General features: G+C 61.1%; 20 protein-coding genes and 1 pseudogene. 16 read left to right on the top strand and 5 right to left on the bottom strand.

The features are described 5' to 3' along the window. Positions 1–76: 76 nt before the first annotated feature. Positions 77–799, bottom strand: a complete 723-nt coding sequence (locus tag ACP7CJ_RS24800; protein WP_276193530.1) for a pirin family protein — start codon at positions 797–799, stop codon at positions 77–79. Between the two features lie 180 nt (positions 800–979). Here ACP7CJ_RS24800 and ACP7CJ_RS24795 point away from each other — a divergent pair, with 180 nt between their 5' ends. Beyond that, positions 980–1930, top strand: coding sequence for a GlxA family transcriptional regulator (locus ACP7CJ_RS24795; RefSeq protein ID WP_426102471.1), 951 nt, complete (start codon positions 980–982; stop codon positions 1928–1930). Positions 1931–2080: 150 nt separating this feature from the next. Then, on the top strand, positions 2081–3532 hold the full coding sequence (locus ACP7CJ_RS24790; RefSeq protein WP_426102469.1) for a winged helix-turn-helix domain-containing protein: 1452 nt from the start codon (positions 2081–2083) through the stop codon (positions 3530–3532). Here the strand turns inward: ACP7CJ_RS24790 and ACP7CJ_RS24785 are convergent. After that, positions 3479–6241, bottom strand: coding sequence for an ATP-binding protein (locus ACP7CJ_RS24785; RefSeq protein ID WP_426102467.1), 2763 nt, complete (start codon positions 6239–6241; stop codon positions 3479–3481). The genes ACP7CJ_RS24790 and ACP7CJ_RS24785 overlap by 54 nt on opposite strands. A 58-nt stretch (positions 6242–6299) precedes the next feature. After that, on the bottom strand, positions 6300–6695 hold the full coding sequence (locus tag ACP7CJ_RS24780; RefSeq protein WP_276193526.1) for a helix-turn-helix domain-containing protein: 396 nt from the start codon (positions 6693–6695) through the stop codon (positions 6300–6302). 204 nt (positions 6696–6899) lie between these two features. Here ACP7CJ_RS24780 and ACP7CJ_RS24775 point away from each other — a divergent pair, with 204 nt between their 5' ends. From ACP7CJ_RS24775 to ACP7CJ_RS24750, 6 genes and pseudogenes are all read left to right on the top strand, one after another. Next, on the top strand, positions 6900–7811 hold the full coding sequence (locus ACP7CJ_RS24775) for a LysR substrate-binding domain-containing protein (protein ID WP_426102465.1): 912 nt from the start codon (positions 6900–6902) through the stop codon (positions 7809–7811). Between the two features lie 110 nt (positions 7812–7921). Further along, positions 7922–8512 carry an antibiotic biosynthesis monooxygenase gene (locus tag ACP7CJ_RS24770; RefSeq protein ID WP_426102463.1) on the top strand — a complete coding sequence of 197 codons (591 nt, stop codon included), beginning with the start codon at positions 7922–7924 and terminating at the stop codon, positions 8510–8512. Beyond that, complete coding sequence (locus tag ACP7CJ_RS24765; protein WP_426102461.1) at positions 8509–10347, top strand: amidohydrolase; 1839 nt, start codon at positions 8509–8511, stop codon at positions 10345–10347. Before ACP7CJ_RS24770 ends, ACP7CJ_RS24765 begins: the two co-directional genes overlap by 4 nt. A gap of 36 nt (positions 10348–10383) precedes the next feature. Beyond that, positions 10384–11001 (top strand): isochorismate family cysteine hydrolase YcaC, encoded by a 618-nt coding sequence (gene ycaC, locus ACP7CJ_RS24760; RefSeq protein WP_276193522.1) that lies wholly within the window; start codon positions 10384–10386, stop codon positions 10999–11001. A 692-nt stretch (positions 11002–11693) separates the two neighbouring features. Then, positions 11694–12581 (top strand): LysR family transcriptional regulator, encoded by an 888-nt coding sequence (locus ACP7CJ_RS24755; protein ID WP_426102459.1) that lies wholly within the window; start codon positions 11694–11696, stop codon positions 12579–12581. Continuing rightward, positions 12580–12729 (top strand): annotated as a pseudogene (locus tag ACP7CJ_RS24750) (energy transducer TonB); the annotation flags it as partial. The gene ACP7CJ_RS24755 and the pseudogene ACP7CJ_RS24750, both read left to right, overlap by 2 nt. Before the next feature lie 184 nt (positions 12730–12913). On the opposite strand, the gene ACP7CJ_RS24745 reads toward ACP7CJ_RS24750, so the two are convergent. Further along, a complete protein-coding gene (locus ACP7CJ_RS24745; RefSeq protein WP_276193520.1) occupies positions 12914–14539 on the bottom strand; it encodes a methyl-accepting chemotaxis protein in 1626 nt (541 codons plus the stop codon). 344 nt (positions 14540–14883) lie between these two features. Between ACP7CJ_RS24745 and ACP7CJ_RS24740 the strand changes: the two genes are divergently transcribed. Next, positions 14884–15504 (top strand): hypothetical protein, encoded by a 621-nt coding sequence (locus ACP7CJ_RS24740; RefSeq protein ID WP_276193519.1) that lies wholly within the window; start codon positions 14884–14886, stop codon positions 15502–15504. Between the two features lie 54 nt (positions 15505–15558). On the opposite strand, the gene ACP7CJ_RS24735 is transcribed toward ACP7CJ_RS24740, so the two are convergent. Continuing rightward, positions 15559–15768, bottom strand: a complete 210-nt coding sequence (locus ACP7CJ_RS24735; protein ID WP_276193518.1) for a phosphomannomutase — start codon at positions 15766–15768, stop codon at positions 15559–15561. A 336-nt stretch (positions 15769–16104) separates the two neighbouring features. On the opposite strand from ACP7CJ_RS24735, the gene ACP7CJ_RS24730 reads away from it, so the two are divergent. The 7 genes from ACP7CJ_RS24730 (at position 16105) to ACP7CJ_RS24700 (ending at position 24832) form a co-directional block, all read left to right on the top strand. Then, a complete protein-coding gene (locus ACP7CJ_RS24730; RefSeq protein ID WP_426102457.1) occupies positions 16105–16551 on the top strand; it encodes a low molecular weight protein-tyrosine-phosphatase in 447 nt (148 codons plus the stop codon). 220 nt (positions 16552–16771) lie between these two features. After that, a complete protein-coding gene (locus ACP7CJ_RS24725; RefSeq protein WP_276193517.1) occupies positions 16772–18994 on the top strand; it encodes a polysaccharide biosynthesis tyrosine autokinase in 2223 nt (740 codons plus the stop codon). Positions 18995–19067: 73 nt separating this feature from the next. Then, complete coding sequence (locus ACP7CJ_RS24720) at positions 19068–20405, top strand: UDP-glucose dehydrogenase family protein (RefSeq protein ID WP_426102455.1); 1338 nt, start codon at positions 19068–19070, stop codon at positions 20403–20405. An 8-nt stretch (positions 20406–20413) separates the two neighbouring features. Beyond that, on the top strand, positions 20414–21715 hold the full coding sequence (locus tag ACP7CJ_RS24715) for a lipopolysaccharide biosynthesis protein (RefSeq protein WP_276193515.1): 1302 nt from the start codon (positions 20414–20416) through the stop codon (positions 21713–21715). Next, positions 21705–22298 (top strand): acyltransferase, encoded by a 594-nt coding sequence (locus ACP7CJ_RS24710; protein WP_276193514.1) that lies wholly within the window; start codon positions 21705–21707, stop codon positions 22296–22298. Before ACP7CJ_RS24715 ends, ACP7CJ_RS24710 begins: the two co-directional genes overlap by 11 nt. Before the next feature lies 1 nt (position 22299). Further along, positions 22300–23532: a glycosyltransferase family 4 protein gene (locus ACP7CJ_RS24705; RefSeq protein ID WP_276193513.1), complete on the top strand. Its 1233-nt coding sequence runs from the start codon at positions 22300–22302 to the stop codon at positions 23530–23532. Continuing rightward, positions 23510–24832 (top strand): O-antigen ligase family protein, encoded by a 1323-nt coding sequence (locus ACP7CJ_RS24700; RefSeq protein WP_276193512.1) that lies wholly within the window; start codon positions 23510–23512, stop codon positions 24830–24832. Before ACP7CJ_RS24705 ends, ACP7CJ_RS24700 begins: the two co-directional genes overlap by 23 nt. Positions 24833–24851: the final 19 nt, after the last annotated feature.

Below are 24851 nucleotides of genomic sequence, written 5' to 3'. Positions count from 1 at the left end.
TTAAGAGAACTTCATTGGGTTGATGGTGACTATCGACGCCAGCGATAGCCCGTGTGGGCGGGCTATCGCGCAGCGGTCACGGCATCTGCGGCAGTTCCAGGGGGCGCAGGTCAAACACCAGTACTTCGGCATCTTCACCGTGGCTCAGGTGGATCTGGCGCTCATCGCGCACGCGGGCACCGTCGCCTTCCTGCAGGCGCTGGCCGTTGATCTCGACGCTGCCACGGGCCACATGGATGTACGCGTGGCGGTCCGGCGCCACGTCCAGGCGTGCGCTTTCGTCGGCGTTGAACAGCCCGGCGTACACCCGTGCATCCTGACGCACGTGCAGGGAGCCGTCGGCGCCATCCGGCGCGATGATCAACTGCAAGCGGCCACGTTTCTGCGCTTCGCTGAAGTGCTCTTGCTGATAGCGCGGTTCTGCGCCGGCCACATTCGGCACGATCCAGATTTGCAGGAAGTGCACGCCACGGCTTTGGCTATGGTTGAACTCGCTGTGGGCTACGCCGCTGCCGGCGCTCATCAGTTGCACATCGCCGGGACGGATCACCGAACCGGTGCCCAGGGTGTCCTTGTGTTCCAGGGCACCTTCGAGCACATAGGAGAAAATCTCCATGTCGCGGTGCGGGTGCTGGCCGAAGCCACGGCCTGCCGCGACGCGGTCATCGTTGATCACCAGCAGGTCGGAAAAACCCTGTTCGGCGGGGTTCCAGTAGTTGGCGAATGAGAAGGTGTGGAACGACTTCAACCAACCGTGATTGGCGGCGCCGCGATCGGAGGCTTTGCGAAGGGTCAGCATGGTGGTGTCCTCACGTCTGAGCGGGCTGCGAAATGCAGGGCGCTTGCGTTGAGAAGAAGGTTACTGGTTACTTAAATATTCATTAAGAAGCTGATATTTGAATAACTGTCATGCTGAAGTTGACAGTCTCAGGCGTGGCATAATGGCCGCTGCCTTCCTTCCTGATGGACGTCTCTCTCTATGAACACCGTGGCCATGGCGCTGTTTCCAGACTTTCTCCTGCTCGACATGGCCGGGCCGCTTGAAGTGTTTTCGATTGCCAACCGCTACCTGCCGGCGGCGCAGCACTATCAGATCCTGACCGTCGGCACCGAGCCCGGCCCGCTGCGTGCGTCCAATGGCGTGGTCGTCCAGCCCGACCTGCTGCTGGCCCAGGCGCACGAGGCCTATGACCTGCTGCTGGTGCCGGGTGGCCCCGGTGCCTATAACGAATGCCACCCCGACCTGTTGCCCTGGCTCATGGCCGCCGCCCCGCGCGCGCGGCGCTTCGGCTCGATCTGCACCGGCGCCTTTGTGCTCGGGCATGCCGGGTTGCTCGACGGCCACCGCGTGACCACCCACTGGCATTACACCGAGCGGCTGATCAAGGCCTTCCCCCAGGCCATCGTTGAAACCGACCGCATCTACTTGCAGGACGGTCGCCTGATCACTTCGGGTGGGGTGACGGCGGGCATCGACCTGGCGCTGTCGGTCGTCGCTCAGGACCACGGTAAGCAGGTGGCGGTGGACGTGGCCAAAGTGCTGCTTGTGGTGATGAAACGCCAGGGCGGGCAGGCCCAGTTCAGCCCGATGACCGCCGCCGTGGCGCCCCAGGAAACCGCGATCACGCGGGTGCAGAACCAGGTGCTGGCGCATCTGGACCAGTCATTCACCATCGAATCCATGGCGGCGCTGGCGGGCATGAGTGCGCGGCACTTTGCGCGATTGTTCGCCAAAGAAGTGCAGATGACGCCCATGGCGTTCCTGCAAGGCGCGCGCATCGACCGCGCCCGGCACCTGCTGGAAACCACCGACCTGCCGCTCAAGACCGCGGCCTTTTACGCAGGCTTCGGCAGCGTGCGACATATGCGCTTTCTGTTCAGTGAAAAACTGGGCCTTAACCCCACCCAATACCGACAGCAGTTCAGTTAACGACAGGATGTCCGTCTCGCGCACCCGATTGTCCGTATCGCTCCCCGTACCAGCATTGCCCTGTCACGGCGAGCTGGCAAGATAACGGCAGGCCCATGGAAGAAGGATGCGCAGGCGCCCAAGCCCGGGTGTTTCAGCGCTTTTACGCAGATGAACAACGACCATGCGATGCGCTTTGGCCCTTACACCTTTCACCGCCAGCAGCGCCTGGTCAGCAAGGCGGGCATGCCTGTGCCGTTGGGCGGGCGCGCGTTGGATATCCTGGCGGTGCTGCTCGAAGCGCCTGGGCAATTTGTTCGCAAGGACACCCTGATCGCCCGCGTCTGGCCGTGCAGCGTGGTGGAAGAGAACAACCTGCGGGTGCATATCGCCGCCCTGCGCCGCGCATTGGGCGGCCGTCGCTACATTCTCAATGACCCCCAGCGCGGCTATTGCTGCGTCGCACCGCTGCAGGATGCCGCCCGCCACGTGCCAGCGCGGCACAACCTGGCGACCCGACTCAGCCCGTTGATCGGCCGCGACGAACTCTTGGGTGCGCTGGTCCGGCGCCTGTGCGGGCAACGCCTGATGACCTTGACCGGAGGCGCCGGCGTCGGCAAGAGCAGCCTGGCCCTGGCGTTGGCCGAGCGCGTGTTGCCGCGTTATCGCGACGGCGTGTGGTGGCTGGATCTGGCCAGCGTCGACGCGCCCACGGCAATCCTGCGCCACGTGGCCCAGACCCTTGGGCTCGAGGCGTGTGACAGTGCCTCGGCGTTATCCCGTCAATTGGCCTCGCGCCAGTTACTGTTGGTGCTCGATGGTGCCGACGTATTGCTCGGTGCCTGCCGTCATCTGGCGCGCGCGCTGCAGGCCAGCGCGCCCGGAGTGACGCTGTTGTTGAGCAGCCGCGAAGCCTTGCGGGTGCCCGGTGAATGGGTGCAGCGCGTGCCTCGATTGGCGCTGCCGATGCCGTCCGCCTGGGGCAGTGTCGAGCAGGCGATGGCCTACTCGGCGGTGCAGGTGTTCGTTGCGCGTGTACGCGCCAGTCAGCAAGGGTTTGCCCTGCGCTCCCAGGACTTGCCGGCGCTGCGCGATATCTGCCGCCGGCTCGACGGTATCCCTTTGGCCCTCGAACTGGCAGCAGCCCAGGTCGACGCCCTCGGCGTGCAGGGCTTGCAGGTGCAATTGCGCAGCAGCCTACAGGTACTGGCGCGCGGTCGGCGCACGGCGGTGGAACGGCACCGATCCCTGGCGGCGGCCCTGGATTGGTCATACGAGCGCCTGAGCCTGCCGGAGCGCTGGCTGTTCCTGCAACTGGGGCTGTTCAAGATGGCGGTGAGCTTGCCCGCGCTGACTCAGTTGATCGCCGGCACCGAGTTGGCCCACGCCGATCTGGCTTACCTGCTGCGGCGACTGGTCGACACCTCGCTGCTGAGCGTGGAACCCGGTCTCGGTCCCGAGCGTTATCGCCTGCTCAACAGCGTGCGCAGCTACGCCCTGGCGCAACTGCGCGACCCGCTGCAGGTGGCGCGTTTGCAGCAAGGGTATGGGCATTATCTGGGCGCGTTTTCAGGCCGGCCGTTTGTCTTGCAACTCGTCGAGCAGGCGGCGCACGCCGATTAGGTCCTGGGTGGCGAACCCTTCGGTGAATCGCGCGTAGACCGCGTTCAGCAACTCGCGGGCCGCTTGCCGGCGGTCTTGGCGCTGCCACAGCCGCGCCAGTGCGGTCGCGCTGCGTAACTCCCAGGCCAGGGCACCTTGCTGGTGCGCCAGGCCCAACGCGTCGAGCAGCAGTGCTTCTGCCGCCTGGGGATCGTCGATGTGCTCGGCGCGCACCCGCAAAACTTCCGCAGTACACCAGCCGGCCGCGCCGTTTCTGGCGCGCTCGAACATCGCCGCGTCCACCGCGCGCGCGTTGAAGGTCACCAGGGTGTCTGCGACCAGGCCGAGCCCGTGCATGTCTTGCTCTGGCGCCGTGCCGGCGTAGTGTCGGGCCCAGGTGTGAAACAGCTGCACCGCGTGTTTTTGCGCTTGTTGCATCAACAGGTCCAGCAGTGAACGCGCCGTGGTCGCGTCGCCGTTGTAGCGGGCGATGACCACCCCGGCCAGGGCCAGGGTGTAGCAGATCGAGGTGCCATGGTTGATTTGCAGCGCCAGTTCCAGGGCCTGGTTCGCGGTGCGCCAGGCGCGCTCCGGGAAGCCCCGCAGCCACAGGATGCGGGCGAGGATCGTCAGTGAGGCCACGCTCTGGTCGTACTGCACGCCGAAGCCATGGGTGAACCGGTTCAGATGGCCGCTGTGGGCCATGCGCTGGATCACCTGTTCGCCATTGTGCTGGGCCAATGCCTGGTCACCCGCAAAGTGCTGGGCCAGTACCCGCAGGCGTTGGGCGCTGAGGTCGAGCAAGGGAGCGGCCTGGGGGCTGAGTTGATCAAAGTGCAGGCTTTGCGCAAGCGCCTGGCGATAGTTGCCGCAACACAGGTTGACCGCCATGTGGCCCGACACCGCACGCAACTGGCCGCTCAGGTCATTGTTCGTTTCGGCCAGGCGCCGCGCGCAGGCAAAGGCGTCAATGGTCTGCGGCGTACCGCCCTGGGTGTGATACGAAAAACTGCCCAGCGCCAGTTGCAACGCCATGTGCAGGTGCGGGTTCGGCGCCGGCGATTGCGCCAGCCGCGCGAGCGCCTTGCCCACGTACAGCCCGTGCTCCCTCAGCAGTGACAGCTCCTGCCACAACGGCATCGCGCTGACCGTCAGGCGAATCCCCAACAGGTGCGCGCCCTGGTCGCTCAGGCCCCAATCCAGTGCGGTGCGGATGTCTTCGCGCAGGGGCGCATAGCGGTCGATCCAGTGCTGGGTCGCGGTCCGTTCCCAATCTTCCCGTGCCTGTTCCATCAAGGCCAGGCAGCGTGCGGCGTGGCGTTCGCGGGTGGTGTCGAGTTCAGCGGCCACGCTGAGCTTTTCCAGGGCGTAGGTGCGGGTGATGTCGAGCAGGCGGTAGACCATCTCGTCATCTCCGGGCTCGACATTGAGCAAGGACTTGGCCACCAGTTGGGTGATCGAACCCAGCACCTCGGCCGGTGCGATCTGCTCCCCGGCGATCACCGCCGCCGCGCTGGCCAGGCTGAAGCCGCCGCGAAACACCGCCAGGCGGCGCAGGCAGATCTGTTCGCAGGGCGAGAGCAGGTCGAAACTCCAGTCCAACGTGGCGCGCAAGGTCTGCTGGCGGGGCAGGGCGCTGCGGCGGCCACGGGTCAGCAGGCGAAAGTTGTCTTCCATCTGCACCAGCAGGCCTGGCAGGCCGAAGCGTTCGATCTGCGCCGCCACCAGCTCGATGGCCAGCGGGAGACCGTCGAGGCGCTGGCAGATATCAATCGCCAGCGGCAGTTCGGCTTCGCTGAGCGCGAAGCTGTCCTGATGGGACATGGCCCGTTCGATCAACAGTTGCAGGGCCGGATAGCCCAGGGCCTGGGCACGGTTGCCGGTGGCGGGCGGGCAGGCCAGCGGCTCCAGGCGCTGCACATATTCACCCTCGGCACGCAGTGCTTCACGGCTGGTGGTGAGGATGTGCAGGTCGGGCGCACGGCGCAGCAGGGTTTCGCTGATCAGCGCGATGTCGTCGAGCAGGTGTTCGCAGTTGTCGATCACCAACAGCAACTGGCGCGCCTGCAGGCTGCGCGCCAGGGTGAGCAGCGGCGCGTGTTCGGCGGGTGTGAGGTCGAGCAGGGCGGCGAGGTTGGGCAGGATCATCGACGGCGCGCTGAGGGGCGCCAGGTCCAGCAGGCGAATACCGTCGCGGTAATGCCCGATCAACAATTCGGCGACGCGCAGCGCCACCGTGGTCTTGCCGATGCCCCCCGCGCCGGTCAGGGTGATAAAACGTTGTTGCGGCAATTGCTGCACCAGCGCATCGATCAGCGCCTGGCGGCCGATCATCCGCGTGCGGCGCAGCGGCAGGTTATGGGCCTGGCTTTGGGGAATGCCGTCGGCTGGAATCGTCATCGGTTCGATGCTCAGTGGCGCCACAAAACTGTAACCGCGCTGGGCCACGGTGACGATATAGCGCTGCCCGGCCTGGCCATCGCCGAGGGCCTTGCGCAACGCCGCCATATGCACCCGCAGGTTGCCGTCTTCGACCACGCTTGTGGGCCAGACCCGCGCGATCAGTTCCTGCTTGCTCACCACATTGCCGGCCTGTTCCAGCAGGATCAGCAGGATCTCCACCGCCCGCCGTCCCAGGCGCAGCGGCCGGCCCGCCTCCAGCACCAGGCGTTGACGCGGGTGGATCCGGTACGGGCCGAAGTGCACGGCCTGTTCGCTGAGGTCGCTCATGCCTGCGCATGCTCTGAGACAAGGGGCCGCCCAGCATATTCCACGCGTGCAGCGAGCACTAGGCCGCAATGACCTGCTTGTGGCGCAGTTGGTGATTGCGCCAGGTCATCGGGTTGACGCCTTCGCTGCGGGTGAACATATGGCAGAAGTGCGCCTGGTCGCAGAAGCCACATTCCAGGCTGATTTGCGTCAGGCTCAAGGAGGAACCGGTGATCAGCTCCTTGGCGCGCTGGATACGCTGTTGGCGAATCCATTCCTGCGGCGACAGCCCGGTGGTGCATTTGAAGGCGCGGGAAAAATGGCTGCGCGACAGTGCGCAGGCCTGGGCCAGGTCGGCAATCGTCAGGCTTTCGCCGAGGTTGGCGAGGATCAGTTGCTTGGCGATACGCTCGCGCCGGGAGCAGAGGCCGCCGGTCGCGCAAATGCTTGGAGCACAATGCTCAAGTCGGGCCATGACGAATATCCGTGGTCGATGGGAGCGTTCCCGGTGAATGGATGCAGTGTAGACGGCCTCATTCTTGGTACAGGGCCGTCCGGCTGACGAGTTAATCGTTGTTAATTTCGCCCGGTGCGGGTGAAAAAAAGACAGCACAGGTGTGCAATCGCGCTCGCCTGCCGCGTGCTTAGCTAGTGCTCTGCTAACTGTTTGGATACCGCCATGAACCGCAACGACCTGCGCCGTGTCGACATGAACCTGCTGGTGATTTTCGAAGCGCTGATGTTCGAGAAGAACCTGACTCGGGTCGCTGAAAAACTCTTCATAGGGCAACCGGCGGTGAGTGCGGCCCTGGGCCGTTTACGTGATTTGTTCGACGACCCGTTGCTGCTGCGCAACGGGCGCGGCATGGAGCCCACGCCACGTGCAATGGCGATACTCAAGGAGCTGCAACCGGCCATGGACACCATCTCAAGCGCCGTCAGCCGCGCCAAGGATTTCGACCCTTCCACCAGCTGTGCGGTGTTCCGCATCGGCCTGTCCGATGACGCCGAGTTCGGCCTGTTCCCGCCGTTGCTCAGCCAACTGCGTGACGAGGCACCGGGGATTATCCTGGTGGTGCGCCGCGCCAATTACTTGTTGATGTCGTCGCTGTTGGCCAGTGGCGAGATCACTGTTGGCGTCAGCTACACCACGGATCTGCCGGCCAATGCCAAGCGCAAGAAACTGCGCGACATACCGTGCAAGGTACTGCGCGGCGATGGCGGCATAGCACCGCTGACCCTGGACGAATACTGCGCGCGGCCCCATGCCATGGTGTCGTTCTCGGGGGACTTGAGCGGCAATATCGACCTCGACCTGGCGCGTATCGGCCGAGCGCGCCGGGTGGTGCTGGCGGTGCCGCAATTCAGCGGATTGCGTGCGTTACTGGCGGGCACGCAGATCATCGCGACGGTGCCGGACTACGCGGCGTGTGCCTTGACCGAAGGCACCACGTTGCGCGCGCAAGCCCCGCCGTTTGCAATCGACGCAGCGGAGTTATCGATGGTGTGGAGCGGGGTGCATGACAACGACCCGGCGGAGCGTTGGTTGAGGAGCCGGATCAGCGCGCACATGTCCACTTTCCCTGTGTAGGCGCCCCCTGAAAGGTCGCCCCGCCAAACAGCACAAACATCCAATTCCGAATCGCCCGTCGCCGCCAAACTCCCCCCATCGCTCAGCTCTCCAGGGGGGAAGAACACACCATGAACCCAACACCCGAAACCAGCCCCGACGAAGTCGTCACCCTGATCGTCAAACACCGGATCAAATCCGGCAGCGAGGCTGACTACGAAGCCTGGCTACGGCGCATCGTGCGCATCGCTGGCGAGCGTCCCGGCCATCTCGGTGTCGACGTCGTGCGCGGTAAACAAGGTGGCCTGGCGCTGTTCACCTGCGTGTTGCGCTACCGCTCCATCGACGACCTGCAACGCTGGCTCGACTCCCCCCAGCGGCACACCCTGATCGAAGAAGCCGCGCCGATGTTGGCCGACGGCGACCAAACCGAAATCGGTGCGGTCAACGAGTTCTGGTTCACGCCGCAAACCGACAGCGTCGCCAAACCGCCGCGCTGGAAACAGGCCGTGGTCACCCTGTGTGTGATCCTGCCGCTGACCCTGCTGGTGCCGATCGTGTGGGGGCCGATATTGCGCCTGCACCCGTTGCTGTCCAACTACCTGGTCGCCACCTTTCTGGTGACGGTGACCATTGTGGTGCTGGTGGTGTACCTGCTGATGCCGGCGGCTACCCGCTTGTTCGCTCCCTGGCTTGAAGCCTCTGTAAAGGAAACCCTATGAACGCCGATCTGATTCTGTTCAATGGCCAGTTCCACACCGTGGACCGTGAAAACCCGCGCGCCACCGCCGTCGCCATTCGCCAGGGGCGCTTCGTGGCCGTGGGCACCGACGGTGAAGCCATGGCCCTGCGTGGCAGCGCCACCCAGGTCATCGACCTCAAAGGCCGCACGGTGATCCCCGGCCTTAACGACTCGCACCTGCACCTGATCCGTGGCGGCTTGAACTACAACCTCGAACTGCGCTGGGAAGGCGTGCCGTCCCTGGCTGACGCGCTGCGCATGCTCAAGGATCAGGCCGACCGCACCCCCACGCCGCAATGGGTACGCGTGGTGGGCGGCTGGAACGAATTCCAGTTCGCCGAAAAGCGCATGCCGACCCTGGAAGAACTCAACCAGGCGGCGCCAGACACCCCGGTGTTCGTGCTGCACCTGTACGACCGCGCCTTGCTCAACCGCGCCGCCTTGCGCGTGGCCGGCTACACCAAGGACACGCCCAACCCGCCGGGCGGCGAGATCATGCGCGACAGCCACGGCAACCCCACCGGCATGCTGGTAGCGCGGCCCAACGCAATGATTCTCTACTCGACCCTGGCCAAGGGGCCGAAACTGCCGCTGGAATACCAGGTCAACTCGACCCGCCAGTTCATGCGCGAACTCAATCGCCTCGGCCTCACCAGCGCGATCGACGCCGGCGGCGGTTTCCAGAACTACCCCGATGACTACGCGGTGATCGAGCAACTGGCCAAGGACGAACAGCTGACGGTGCGTATCGCCTACAACCTGTTCACCCAGAAGCCCAAGGAAGAACTCAGCGACTTCAAACACTGGACCGGCAGCGTCACCCTGCACCAGGGCGACGACTACCTGCGCCACAACGGCGCCGGCGAGATGCTGGTGTTCTCGGCGGCGGATTTCGAAGACTTCCTCGAACCGCGCCCGGACCTGCCGCTGAGCATGGAGCAGGAGTTGGAGCCGGTGGTACGCCACCTGGTGGAGCAGCGCTGGCCGTTCCGCCTGCACGCCACCTATAACGAATCGATCTCGCGCATGCTCGACGTGTTCGAGAAGGTCAACCGCGATATCCCGTTCAATGGCTTGCCGTGGTTTTTCGACCACGCCGAAACCATCACCCCACACAACATCGAGCGCGTGCGCGCCCTCGGCGGCGGGATTGCGATCCAGGACCGCATGGCGTTCCAGGGTGAGTACTTTGTCGAGCGCTACGGCGCCAAGGCCGCCGAAGCCACGCCGCCGATCAAGCGCATGCTCGCCGAAGGCGTGCCGGTCGGCGCGGGCACCGATGCCACGCGGGTCTCGAGCTACAACCCGTGGACCTCGCTGTACTGGATGGTCAGCGGCCGCACCGTGGGTGGCCTGGAGCTGCACGCCGAAGGCCTGCCGCGCCTGACCGCGCTGGAACTGTTCACCCATGGCAGCGCCTGGTTCTCGTCCGAACAGGGCAAGAAGGGCCAGATCAAGGTCGGCCAGTTGGCGGATGTCGCCGCGCTGTCGGCGGATTTTTTCAGCGTCGATGAAGAGGCCATCAAGTGGATCGAGTCGGTGCTGACCGTGGTCGGCGGCAAGGTGGTGTACGGCGCCGGCGACTTCGAAGATTACGCACCGCCGCGCGTGCCGGTGCTGCCGGACTGGTCGCCGGTGGTCAAGGTGCCGGGGCACTGGCGTCCGACTTCGGCGTTGCAAGCCCAGGTTCACCAGTGCAGCGGCCCGTGCGGCGTGCATTCCCATCGCCATGAAAAAGCACGCCTTTGCAGCGTGCCGGTCAGCGACTTCCAGGGTTTCTGGGGCGCGTTTGGCTGCTCGTGCTTTGCGTTTTAATCAACCCACCTCTTTTCACAAACAGGAGCTACTCCCATGACTTACAAACGCCTGAATAAAGATGACGCAGTGGTGCTGTTGGTGGATCACCAGACCGGTCTGATCTCCCTGGTGCAGGATTTCTCCCCCAACGAATTCAAGAACAACGTGCTGGCCCTGGCCGACGTGGCGAAGTTCTTCAACTTGCCGACCATTCTCACCACCAGCTTTGAAAGCGGCCCCAACGGCCCGTTGGTACCCGAGCTCAAAGCCCTGTTCCCGGACGCGCCGTACATCCCGCGCCCTGGCCAGATCAACGCCTGGGACAACGAAGACTTCGTCAAAGCGGTGAAGGCCACCGGCCGCAAGCAGATCATCATTGCCGGTGTGGTGACGGATGTGTGCGTCGCGTTCCCGACCCTGTGCGCCCTCGCCGAAGGCTTTGAGGTGTTCGTGGTCACCGATGCTTCCGGCACCTTCAACGAAACCGTGCAACAGGCTGCCTGGGCCCGTATGACCGCTGCCGGTGCGCAACTGGTGAACTGGTTCTCCGTCGCCTGCGAGCTGCAAGTTGACTGGCGCAACGACATGGAAGGCCTGGCCAACCTGCTGTCGCCGCGCATCCCCAACTACCGCAACCTGATGAACAGCTACTCGGCGTTCACCGCCAAGTAACCCGACCTCACGAATGTAGGTAATCAATGTGGGAGGGGGCTTGCTCCCGATGGCGGTGGGTCAGTCACGCATGCATTGGCTGACACCCTGCTATCGGAGGCCCCCTCCCACATTTGATGGTGTTGGCACATTAGGTTTGTGGTCACCGATGCTTCCGGCACCTTCAGCGAAACTGTGCAACAGGCTGCGCGCATTCCCCACTACCGCAACCTGATGAACAGCTACTCGGCGTTCACCGCCAAATAACCCGACCTCACGAATGTAGGTAATCAATGTGGGAGGGGGCTTGCCCCCGATGGCGGTGGGTCAGTCACGCATGCATTGGCTGACACCCTGCTATCGGGGGCAAGCCCCCTCCCACATTTGATTGTGTACACACATTAGGTTTGTGGTCACCGATGCTCCGGCACTTTCAGCGAAACTGTGCAACAGGCTGCGCGCATTCCCCACTACCGCAACCTGATGAACCGCTCCTCGGCGTTCACCGCCAAGTAACCCGACCTCACGAATGTAGGTAATCAATGTGGGAGGGGGCTTGCCCCCGATGGCGGTGGGTCAGTCACGCATGCATTGGCTGACACCCTGCTATCGGGGGCAAGCCCCTTCCCACATTTGATGGTGTTCACACATTGGGTTTGTGGTGTGGCCACTGACAGGCTATAAATCAGCCCATCGTCCACCGAGAAGCGACAATGAATCCCTTCGAAGACATGCGCCTGTTTTGCCAGGTCATGGAATCCGGCAGCTTCACCGCCGCCGCCGAACAACTGGGGCTGTCCAAGCAATTTGTCAGCCGTCGTCTGATCCAGCTCGAAGACCGCCTCGGCGTGCGCTTGCTCAACCGCTCCACCCGCCGCCTGGATGTCACGCCCCTGGGGCAGAGTTACTACGAATCGGCCTTGCGCCTGCTCGGTGAAGTCGAGCAAGTGGAGCAGGGCATCGCCGGCCAGAACAGCGAGCCACGCGGCACAATTCGCCTGAGTGCGCCGTTGTCGTTTGCCATGGCCCACCTGGGCTGCCTGCTGCCGGCGTTTTTGCAGCGCTATCGGCAGGTATCGGTAGAAGTCGATCTGAGCGACCGTCCCGTGGACTTGATCGGCGAAGGCTACGACCTGGTGTTGCGCATTGGCATTCTCGAAGACTCCACCCTGATCGCCCGGCGTATCGCCAGCGTGCAGCGCGTGTATTGCGCCAGCCCCGAGTACCTCGCGTTGCACGGTACACCGCGCAAACCTGACGACCTGGCCGACCACGATTGCCTGCCCTACGGCCACGGCCGCCAAGTGCAATGGCGGTTCCAGAGCAAGGGCAAGCTGCAGTCGCTGAACGTCAGCGGGCGCATGCGCGTGAACAACGGCGAGCTGCTGCGCGACACCGCTATCGCCGGCCTGGGCATCACCTACCTGCCAACCTTTATCATCGCCGAGGCCTTGAAGGATGGGCGCCTGGTGACGCTGCTGGAAGACTTCGCCCCCGACGCCCTGACCCTGTCGGCGTTGTACCCGCAGCACCGGCAGAGTTCGCGGCCGGTGCAGGCGCTGGTGGACTTTCTGCGCGAGCGCCTGGCTAGCGGCTGCTGACCCCAAGGTGCTGGACGGCTGTCACCCGCTGTTTATCCGGCCGTCACTGGCGGCGGCGAATACGTTCCGCTACCCGCCGAGGATCGTTGAAGGCAGGGCGGTTGCGGTGCCGGCGGTGCGTAATACCTTTCACTACCGCATTCAGTAGGGGCCGTCGCCGGCCCGGGCCTTGATCGTGGACTGATGATTAGCCTCCCGCAGCGGTTGCAGCTCAGCGGCCGGAGATCGTGAAAGGGTTCGCTTACCTCCGCCTGGAGAAGGGGAGGTGCGGCGTTCACGTTATGTCCATTGCATTGGGTGGCGTGTCGGTCTGTCTTGGCGAGCCCGCAGGATCAGGTACGAAAGCGCCCCACCAGCCCGCTCAGTTCGGCGGCCAACTTCGACAGTGCATGGCTTGCCGCGTTGGTCTGCAAGGCGCCCGCTGCCGATTGCGCCGACAGGTCGCGGATCGCCACGAGGTTGCTGTCCACCTCACGGGCAACCTGGGCTTGCTCTTCGGCTGCACTGGCAATCACCAAGTTGCGCTCATTGATCTGGCCGATGGCGGCGAAGATATCCTCCAGCACTACCCCCGACGCCTGCGTGATCTCCAGCGTGCCTTGCGCCCGCGCTGTGCTGCTGCGCATCGAATCCACCGCCTGTTCGGCAGTGCTCTGCACGCTCGCAATCATCTGCTCAATCTCGCGGGTCGACTCCTGAGTGCGGTAGGCGAGGGTGCGCACCTCGTCGGCCACGACCGCAAACCCCCGACCGGCTTCACCCGCCCGGGCAGCTTCGATCGCTGCGTTGAGGGCCAGCAGGTTGGTCTGCTCCGAGACGGCTCGGATCACGTCCAGCACCTTGCCGATGTTGCGCACTTCATCGGCGAGGTGCTGGATACGTTCGGCGCTGCCCTGAATCTCGGCGGTCATCGATTGCGTACCGCTGATGTTCTCGCGTACCTGCTGACGGCTTTTTTCTGACAGCGTATTGGAGGCGGTGGCCGCTTGCGAAGTAGACACCGCGTTGCGCGCCACTTCTTCGACCGCACTGGTCATCTGGTTAACGGCGGTCGCAGCCTGTTCCAGCTGCATGTCCTGCTGCTGGAGGCCGCGGTTGCTTTCTTCGGTGACGGCGTTGAGTTCTTCAGCGGCCGAGGCCAACTGCGTGGCTGAGTCAGCGATCTGGATCAGTGTTTCACGCTGGCTGGCCTGCATGCGTTGCAGCTCAAGGAACAACTCGCCAATTTCGTTGCGGCCAGGCGAGACGACCTCGCGGGTCAAATCGCCCCCGGCAATGCGCTTGAAGTGCTCGCCGGCCGCGCGCAATGGGCGCAGGACGGTGCCCGAGATGAATATCCAGCAGACGACAGCAAGCGCCAGGGTCAGCAGGATCAAGGCAATGGCCAGGGTTTGCGAAGTCTGTAGCCGCGCAGCCGCCTGCGTGTTGATCTCCTGAGCACGCGCATCCAATGCGCCGACCAGCTTCATGCGAATGTCCTGGAGCTTGGTCATGCTGTTGCCGGCATCGATGTTGACTTGAAAATACTGTTCGGCGGAGCGCGCGCGAGCGGCCGCGCGCTGACCGACGATGGCCGTGCCGTATTCGGCGAACGCACGCTTGAGATCTTCAGCGAGGGCCTTCAACTTCGGGTCACGCAAGTCTGTGGTAGAGGCATTGACCTTGGCGATGGCTTCACTCCAGATCGCCTCGCTGCGAACCAGCCTGGCTTCAGCGTCATCGAAACGCCCGCCGACGGTCTCGATGAACGCCGAGGACACGTTGGCGCTGGTACGGATTGCCAGCAGCAACGCATTGTTGATGCCGTCGATTTGTCGCGAGGTACGCCCCAACTCGTCAATCTGATCGTAGCTGAGTACCGCCGACCGCCAGCCGTTAAGGGTCGAAAACAACAGTGCAATGGCGAACAGCAGTAGCACCCCGATCATGCCGGTGCGAATTTTTAGATGGGCAAACATGGGAGTACTCCGCGGACCACTTGATTGATATTGATCGAACTATCCGCATTCATCCCCGGAACTTAAATGGCAGAAGTGGAAACCCGTTCGATTATCGAACCAAGCGTTCAAGGCGGGCGCGGCCTGAGTGGGGGTTGCGACGCAGCCCTTTCACCCGCTTCGCTGACAAACCGTATGGCATGCCCGCAAGGCTTCAATCCAGCAGGCGGCTGACCTCCCGCAGACGCACATAGGTGCAGCGTGCGGCGTTGCAAGGGCTTTAGTCTGACCGTAGATAACGTTGTATTTTTCCCAGGCCTGCGGTCAGATGGGCGCGGAAAATTGGTGGGTCAGGTTGGTCACTCATGCGCGCAGAACTCGCACACTATGGCGGTATTACCGTCATGATTCCGGCCGCGCTGGTCATCGCTGTGTGGCTGCGCTATTCGTCGCCGCTGGCGCTCAGGTGGTGGGTAGTCACCGTCACGTGCACCTATTCAATCGTGGCGTTCAGCAAGTTGCTGTTCAAGGGGTGGGGCGTTTCGTTTCAACACCTTGATATTGCCGTGCTCAGTGGGCATGCCATGAACACGTGCCTGATGGTCACGGTGGCAATGAGTTTGATTGCACGCCGGTTCAACCCGGCCTTTCGCTGGCCGGCGGCGATCGCCGGATTAATCGCTACCGGCTGGTTCAGTGCTTATTGTGTCGCGCCGTATATTCACCCTCTGAACGAGGCGCTGGCGGGCGGGTTATTGGGCGCTGTGGCTGCGCTGGCTTTCTTGTGGCGAATAGACGTCGCGCCGGTCAATGTGCCGCCGTCGCTGATCGGCGCTGGGGTAGTGGTCGTGCTATTGAGTGCGCTGGCGCCCAAGTACAACGCCGAGCGCCTGCTTAACCATTTAGCCGTCAGCGTCTCGGGGGCGCAACACGCCCACCAGGAGCCCGCGTGGCGTGTCGGTTCCGGGCCGATCAAGGCCGAATAAGGCGCCACCCTCGCTGTTTCAAGGCATAGGCGCGCCTTGACTGGCCGTACAGGTTCACGAGTGCCCCTCGGCGCTGAAGATGTTCGCCAGTAACTCGTCGGTCTTGGCTTGCATGAAATGGCGGTCGCCACGGCTTTCTACGCACAGGCATACGGACAGGGCATTACTGACTTGCAACTTGAAGCGCCAGTCAGCGAAGACCATGGACAGTCCGGAGCCGGACTCGTCGAAGTCTAAAGAGTTGCCGGCATATAACACCTGCATACGCTCTACTACCGTTGTCGAGTTATCGACGTTGAGATGAATGTTTCCCGAAGAAGGGAATAGGCCAATACGCTCTACGAGTAACTTTGAACTTTTCATGGCCGTGCCCCGTCGCTATGTTCAGTGGGCACTTTATTCTGAAGAAGAACAAAAGTAAGCGAATGTTATTTTTAGTCAGCCAGTAGGCGGTTATGTTATTTATTGTCTGTCTCAATCGATGGTCGGATCTTGTCGCCTGTGAACATAATTGCCGGGCTTGTTTCAGAGTGCTGTGTGCTGGCGTTGATGTTTTCTATTCTTTGCTTTGGCTGATCAGTACTTTGCGGTGTGTGGGAGATGGCATTGTTTAATAAGGTTTTGATTGTGTGCGTCGGCAATATTTGTCGCAGCCCTATGGCTGAAAACTTGCTGCGTGCCGCACTCGCTTCGAGCGATATACAGGTAAGTTCGGCTGGGCTGGCGGCGCTGCATCAACACCCGCTGGAGGCCACGGCTTCACGGGTGCTGGAAGAGCATGGGCATACTTCTCAACCGCATCAGGCGCGCCAATTGACGAGCGCGGTGGTGAGCGATGCGGACCTGATTCTTGTAATGGAACAGTGGCAAATCGAGGAGGTGCTCAAACTCGCGCCCGTCGCTCGAGGCAAGGTTTTCCTGCTGGGGAAGTGGCAGTGTAATAGAGAGATCAAAGACCCTTACCGGCAAGGCAAACCCGCTTTTATACAGGCTTATGTATTGATCGAGCAAGCAACTGATGCGTGGGCGCAATTGTTGGCTGGTTGATGTTGTCTAGAGGTTATTTAAAGTCTGAGATGATCGCTTGAAGCCTCTACTGGAATATTGGGAAAGTGGTTCGTGAGTTGAGCGTCAAGTGTTGGGGCGGTTGTGTTGTCAGGTGCTAGTTAGCGTGTGTGTATCGAGTGTAGCCGTTGTACGTGCATGGAGCCGGGCGTCTTGCACCCTGTGCCATTCCTAGACTATTTGTAAGAAAAAGAACTGACTTATGCAATCAGCAACTGCGGTAACTTCACAGCATTCTGATGACACCGATTTGGACTTTATGGCCCTGGTGGGTACGCTGCTGGATCATAAATGGTTGATCGGTGGAATCAGTATTGCCTTTATGGCCCTTGGCGCAGCCTATTCGGTGTTGACGCCGCCGATCTATCAGGCGACCGCGTTAGTTCAGGTCGAGCCGAAGAAGGGCGACATGCTGGGCTTCTCGGATGTTGGCAGCCTACTGGGCAAAGAATCGCCGACGGTGACGGAAGTCGAACTCATCCGCTCCCGGATCACCATCGGGACCGCCGTTGATAATCTGAACCTGGACCTTGAGGTCAAACCCAAGCGTTTCCCGTTGGTGGGGGACTTTGTCGCCCGTCGTTTCAAGCCCGCTGGACAGGATGCTGTGGCTGCACCCTGGTTGGGATTGAGCAGCTTCGCCTGGGGTGGGGAGGAACTGAAGTTTTCCGAGTTGCGCCTTCCCGCCAATCTGCTGGGCCAGGAGCTGACGCTGACCGCCGGCAGCGCCGGCAGCTTCACGCTGTCGGACCAGGACGAGGCTATTTTGCTTGAGGGCCAAGTGGGTCGTTTCTACGACAGCAACGGCATCAAGCTACGTGTCGAACAGCTTCGCGCCAATCCAGGCACGTCTTTCAGCGTTGTCCGCTCACCGCGCCTGAGCAGCATTTTGCGCTATCAGAAATTGCTCGACGTGGCAGAACGCGGTAAGGAGTCGGGCATTATCGGGCTGGCGCTGGAAAGCGCGCGCCCTGGCGATGCGATTCAAGTACTCAATGAGGTCGCACGCATCTATGTGCGGCAAAATATTGACCGTACTTCGGCAGAAGCCGCGCAAAGCCTGGCGTTTCTTAAGGGCCAACTGCCGCAAGTGCGCAAGGATGTCGAACAGGCGGAAGCGGCGTTAAATCAATTTCAGATCCGCAACAAGACCATCGATATCAGCCTGGAAGCGAAAGCGATCCTGGATCAGATCGTCGCGTTGGACGCCAGCATCTCCGAACTCAAGATGCAGCAGGCGGAAATAGAACGTAAGTTCACCCCTCAGCATCCCGTGTACAAAGCGTTACTGACTCAATTGGCAGAGTTGACCGCGCGCCAGGATGAGTTGGCCAAGAAGGTCGAGAGCCTGCCCACCACCCAGCAGGAGCTGCTGAGCCTGACCCGCGATTTGAAGGTCAGCACCGAGATCTACACGCTGCTGCTGAACAAGTATCAAGAGTTGGACGTGATGCGCGCCGGCACCGTGGGCAATGTGCGGCTCATTGACACCGCCGATGTTGATTTGAGAAATCCGGTCAGGCCGCAGAAGGCGCTGATCATCGTGATTGCCACACTGCTTGGGGCCTTTGTCGCAATCGCATTGGTGATGTTTCGCAAAGCGCTCAACCGCGGCGTTACCAACCCCAATGACCTGGAAAAGCTCGGCCTTCCGGTCTACGCCGCGATCCCGTTCAGTACGATCCAAAAAGAGCTGGATCAAAAAAACTATCGTAAAGACCGGGTCGGTGAGGCACGACTGTTGGCCATGAGTCATCCGTCTGACCCCGCGATTGAAGGGTTGCGCAGCCTGCGTACCAGTTTGCATTTCGCCATGCTGGAAGCCGCTAACAATCGCCTGATGATCTCCGGGCCCAGCCCGCAGGTCGGCAAGACGTTTGTATCGGCGAACCTGGCGGCGGTGGTTGCCCATTCAGGGCAGCGGGTGTTGTTGGTCGACGTGGACATGCGCAAAGGCTACTTGCACAAGGTCTTCGGCGTGTCGGTTGAAAATGGCTTGTCTGACGTGCTGGCCAAACACTGCGAACTCACCGCAGCCATCCACCACACGGCAGTGGAAAACCTCGACTTCCTCGGGCGCGGGCAAGTCCCACCGAACCCCTCTGAATTACTGATGCACGCCAATTTCAGCGCGTTCCTCGAACAGGTCAGTGCGCTGTATGACCTAGTGATTCTGGATACGCCACCGTTTCTCGCGGTGACTGACGCAACCATCGTGGGTCGTCAGTCGGGCACCAACCTGATCGTGGCTCGCTTCGAGGTGAACTCCGTGCGTGAAGTGGAGTTGACGATGCGCCGTTACCGGCAGAGCGGTATCGAGCTCAAAGGCGCGATCTTCAATGGCATCGAAAAACGCTCATCCGCCAAATACGGCTATGGCGCCTACAGCTATTACAACTACGACTACAAGTCAGACAGCGTTTGATCTTGCGCTACCGGCAATCGACGTCCAACGAGCAGCCTTTTCACCACTGGCCGCAGGTTCAAAGAGAAACGCTATGAAAGTTACAGTTTTTGGCATCGGTTATGTCGGCCTGGTCCAGGCCGCGGTACTTGCTGACGTCGGTCACGACGTGCTTTGCATCGACATCGACGTTTCGAAGGTCGAGCGTCTCAATCAGGGTCATATTCCGATCTATGAACCTGGCCTTGAGGCCCTGGTCAGGGACAACCATGCGGGCGGTCGCCTGAACTTTACCGCCGATGCCGTGGCCGCGGTCAAACATGGCGAAGTGCAGTTTATCGCCGTGGGTACGCCTCCCGACGAAGATGGTTCTGCGGACCTCAAGTACGTGCTGGCGGTCGCCGAAACCATCGGCCTGCATATGGACGCGCCGCTGACGATCATCGACAAATCCACGGTCCCTGTAGGGACGGCCGATAAGGTCAGCGCGCGTGTCGCGGCCATGCTGGCTCAGCGCGAGCGTAGCGACTTGACCTTCGATGTGGTGTCCAACCCGGAATTTCTCAAGGAAGGGTGTGCGGTCGCCGATTGCACAAGGCCGGACCGCATTGTCATTGGCACGGCCAGCCCACGGGCCGAAGCGGTCATGCGCGAGCTCTATGCGCCGTTCAATCGCAATCACGACAGAATCATCGTGATGGATGTACGCAGCGCCGAGCTGACGAAGTATGCGGCCAACTGCCTGCTCGCCACCAAGATCAGTTTCATGAACGAGATGGCCAACCTGGCCGAGCGGTTGGGGGCCGATATCGAGATGGTTCGCCAAGGGATCGGCTCCGATCCGCGCATCGGCTATCAGTTTCTTTACGCCGGCGTCGGTTACGGCGGGTCGTGCTTCCCCAAAGACGTGCAGGCGTTGATTCAGACCGCCGACAGCATCGACTTCGATGCCACGCTGCTCAAGGCGGTGGAGCGGCGTAACGCCGAACAGAAACATACCCTGTTCAACAAAATATCCAGCCACTTCAATGGCGAGCTGGCGGGTAAGACCTTTGCGCTCTGGGGGCTGAGTTTCAAACCCAATACCGATGATATGCGCGAAGCTCCCAGCCGCGTGCTGATGGAGGCGTTGTGGCGCGCGGGGGCCAGGGTGCAGGCCTATGATCCGGAAGCCATGGAAGAAACCCAGCGCATTTATGGCGACCGGGACGACTTGCGGTTGTGCGGCACCAAGGAAGCCTGCCTCAAAGGCGCGGATGCGTTGATGATTGTCACCGAGTGGCAGGCATTCAAGGCGCCGGATTTCAACGCGATCAAACAGCAACTCAAACAGCCGTTGATATTTGACGGGCGTAACTTGTTCGACCCCGGCAGCGTGCTGAGGAAAGGCATTGAGTACATTTCCATTGGGCGACCTCTCAACACGGTATAGGTCCTCCCATGAGTGTGCTTAAAAGAGTCGTCAACGGCATTGGCGCCAACTCGTTTGGTCAGGTGGTCAATCTGCTGATTCAACTGGTGAGTGTTCCGGTCCTGATCGCCAGCTGGGGGTTTGGCGCCTACAGCGAATGGGTCGTGCTGTCAGCGATCCCCACCTACCTGGCGTTATCCGATCTTGGGGTCACGACCGCCGCCTCGAGCAAGGTGGTGATTTGGCATGAGCGAGGCCGGTTGAAGGTTGCCAGTGCGGTCTACAGCACCAGCTTTGCGTTTTTGCTGTTGGCGGGGGTTAGCGTGTTATTGCTGGCGGTTGGTTCACTGGCGTTTTTTGACCTTTTCAGTCTGCTCAATCTCAAGTCCATCAGGAGCGGCGATGGGGTGTTGATCCTCTCGGCGTTGACCGGGTACTCGTTGCTGTGCCTGCTGACCAACATGGTTTCGATACGTTACCGGGCATACAAGGCGTTGCCTTTGTCGTCCTTCATCATGAATGTGATCAGGATGCTGGAATGGTCCACCGCCTTACTGTGCGCGTATCTCACCCATAGCCTGGTTGCCACGAGCCTGGCGCTGTTGATCGTCCGTTTGAGCGGCATTGTCGTCAAGAATCTGCTTGCCGATCGACTGGGCATCAGCTTGTGTTTCCATCCCTCGGCGGTTGGGAAGAGGGCATTTATCACCTTGATAAAACCCTCGCTGGCCTCTTTGGCCTTTCCCATCGGGCTGGCGCTGAATGTTCAAGGCCTGACGATTTTGTTGTCGATACTGCTGTCACCGGCCCATGCCGCGATATTCGGTCTGTACCGAACGATCTCAAGGGTGCTGGTGCAGTTTTCCACGGTGGTGAATCAGTCGATCTGGCCGGAAATCTCTTATGCATTTTCCGTCGGTGACAACCAGTTGGTCAGGAAAATGATTCGGTATGCGCTGAGGTTTTCACTGCCCATCGCCTGTGTGATGGGCGCGCTGATCGTGGTATTCGGCGGATCGATATTCGATGTCTGGTCGGGAAGAAAGGCGGATTACTCGGCGACCGTCATGCTGGTACTGATTGTCGGCGCACTGACGCATGTGGCATGGCAGGTGTATTGGGTGGCCATGATGGCAACCGCTTCCTACTCGTCGTTTGCAGTGGTCTTCATGCTGGTGTCGATGGCCAGCGTTCTGGCGGTTTTTTGCCTGGCTCAAGACTTCGGTCTGCTGGGTGTCTGTTATGTGCTGGTGGTCACCGAAGTGGTGTTGTTCTGCTTTGCCAAACGCGGGTTCTTTCGTCTTGAACAGAGGATGGCCCGTGTTAATTAACTACCTGTTCCAGCATCGAGTCAGGGTGAGCCCGTTCACGCTTGCCGGGTTGAAATACCTGGCCAAGCGAGTGCTGCTGCTCAGCCGCTTGATCCAGGCCAACCGCCGCCAGTGCCGGCTGCGTCGACAGGGCGCGACTATCGGTGCGCTGGTGATGATCAACGATGCGCAGTTTGAAGGTGCCGTCGGCCGTTTCAGCATCGGCGCGGGCAGCTTTATCGGCAAGCGCGCGTTTATCCAATTGCACGCACCCGTGAAGGTTGGCGGGCAGGTTGCGATCAATGACGGTGTGCGAATCCTCACGGGCACGCATGGCGTGGACGATCCCGCTTGGCGGTTGAAGGTCGCGCCGGTGGTGATTGGCGATTACGCGTGGATTGCCACGGGCGCGATCATCTTGCCGGGGGTGACCATCGGTGAAGGCGCCGTGGTCGGTGCGGGCAGTGTCGTTGTTCGCGATGTAGCGCCTTTCACTATCGTGGCGGGTAACCCGGCGGTCGTGATCAAACGTCGCGCCGCGTGCGCGTTCACCTACAGCCCGGTCAGATCGAGTGCCGTGGTTGAAGCCTGGATGGGTAAATAAGATGATCCTGGTCTCTCACCCGGTGGGTAATCAAAACGTTCGCGCTCTGTTGGGCGCGTTGAATCAACGGCGCTTGCTGCACTCGTTTCATAGCTCGCTGGCGTTGCATAAAGATTCATGGCTTTGCCGTCTTCCCGTCGTCGGCAAGGAGTGCCTGCGGCGCACGTTCGACATGGTCGACGGCGCGTTGCTGCACAGCTACCCGCGCTACGATGTGCCGCGCGTGCTCTGTGACAAGTTGAAGTGGTACAGCCTGACGCAACGCAACATCGGGATGTTCTGCCCGGAAAATGTGTACGCGCATATTGATCAGGCCAGCGCGGATTTCTTGTACAAAACCGCGCGCAAACCCAGGCAGGTGTACGGCTATGACGGTAAGTGCAAGGCCTTGTTCACCGCCGCCAGGGCGGTTGGCGGGATCACGCTGAATTATGAGGCGGCCTTCGGCTCCATTTCCTACGCGTGCATGATGCTGGACCATGAGCGCGAAGCGAACCCCGCGTGGCGGGCGAGCGTTCCGAACATCAGTGAAAATACCATTCGCAAGCAGACCGCCGAATTGGCGTTGGCGGATCGGATCATCGTGGCAAGCACGTTTGCCAAACGCACCTTGGGTGAGTCCGGTATCGCCCATCACAAAGTAGCGGTGACCCCCTATGGCGCGCCTGCGCCGATGGTCCACAAAGAGGTGGATGTGCGGGCCGGGGGGCCGCTGAAAGTGGTTTTTGTGGGCGCGCTGACCCAGCAGAAGGGCATCTCGTATTTTTTCGAGGCGCTGAAGATTGCGTCAGACAGCGTTGCCCTGGATGTCACCGTAATCGGTGCCGACTATGCGAATGGGCGCAACCAGGCGCTCAATACCGAGCTGAAGAAGTATCGCTGGTTCAGCTCGGCGCCCCACGATCAGGTCATCCGCCAGTTGCTGGCGGCCGACGTGCTGGTCTTGCCTTCACTCGCCGAGGCATTCGGCCTGGTGGTGGGTGAGGCACTGTCCACGGGGACAGCGGTCATCGTTTCGCAAAATTGTGGCGCGGCGGATTTGATTGTCGACGGTTTCAATGGGTACGTGGTGCCGATCCGTTCCGCCGAGGCCATTGCTGCCCGCCTGGTTGAGCTGGCCGGTGACAGTGAAAAGCTCAGTGCGCTGAAGCACAACGCGGTGTTCTCGGCGGGTAGAACGACCTGGGACACCTACGCCAAGGAGGTGCTGGATGCAATCCTTGGCCAACCCTGAGCCGTCCAGCCTGAAGGAACGCTACAGAAAACGCGTAGTCAGCGCGTTTGTACTGATCTATCTGTTTATTTTGTTTGAAGGGGTTTTGCGCAAGTGGCTGCTGCCGGGTCTGAGCTCGGCGATCTATTTCATCAAAGACCCGATTGTTCTCTATATCTACTGGTACGCGTTCAGGTTCGGTTTTTTTTCAAAGAACCTGCTGTCGGCGTACTTCGTGATGTTGCTGGTGGTGTTCTTTGTCCTGGTCTCCGCGTTTTTGTTGAGCAGCCCTGAAGGGCTGGTCATCTACGGCTATGGCGTCAGGAACTACTTGCTGTACTTCCCGCTGATATTCGTTGCTGGAAAAACCCTGCAACTGGCGGATGTCTACCGTTTCGCCCGGATCACGCTGTTCGCGGCGATTCCCATCAGCGTGCTGGTGGTCATGCAGTATTCGTCTGGACCGCAAGCCTACGTCAACAAAGGCATTGGCGACGATGACTTCATTTTCATGATCGCCGACGGCGTTGTCCGGCCGTATGGAACGTTCACATTCACCGCAGGGCACGTTGTTTACGTGTCCGCCTGCTTTGCCTTCCTGGTGGCGGCGATTTTCGACCGGGCCTTGTTTCGCGCGGTGTTCGCGAAACGATACCTGTTGTTCCCGGTGTCGGCAGCCTCGGTGGCGGTGATGTGTTTCTTGACGGGATCGAGGGCCATCTATGCGTATGCCGCCATTGTGCTGCTGGCGGCGTTGATGGTTGCCTTGATCAAGAAGTCGCAAAGAAACCTGTTGTCGCTGTTTTTCCTGGTGGCCGCACTGTTTGTCAGCTTGCTGATTTTCATGTCGTCCGACAGTTATCAGATCCTCGTCGAACGCAACCGGAGTGCCGTCGCCAGTGAAGGTTCGCCGGTTACCCGGGCGTTCTCCAGCCTGTATGCGTTCACCCGCGTAGTCGACGATGCGCCCCTCTGGGGGCACGGCATCGGCTCGGGTACGAATGCCGCCTCGGCGCTATTACGCGCGGGGCGTGAGCAAGGTGCGGGGTTTTTGCTGGCCGAAGATGAATGGTCGCGGATCATCCTGGAGTTGGGCCTTCCCGTCGGGGCGCTCTTTATCCTGTTCAGGATCTTCTTACTGATCTGGTTACTTCTGAAAGCCTATAAGGCGCTGATCAGGCAGGGCACGGGCGTTCCATTACTGCTGTGCGGTTTCCTGGCGCCGATTTTATTCAATGGGGTCATGACCATGCAGGGCACATTCCTGGCCTTTGGCGTGTTCTACGCCTGCCTGATTCTTGCCGCCTGCAAGAAGACTTGAATCAATTCAACGGATGAGC

This window comes from Pseudomonas sp. PSPC3-2 (assembly GCF_049897085.1).
In the GTDB taxonomy this organism is placed as follows: domain Bacteria; phylum Pseudomonadota; class Gammaproteobacteria; order Pseudomonadales; family Pseudomonadaceae; genus Aquipseudomonas; species Aquipseudomonas paraveronii.
This window is presented reverse-complemented; position numbering and strand designations above follow the sequence as displayed.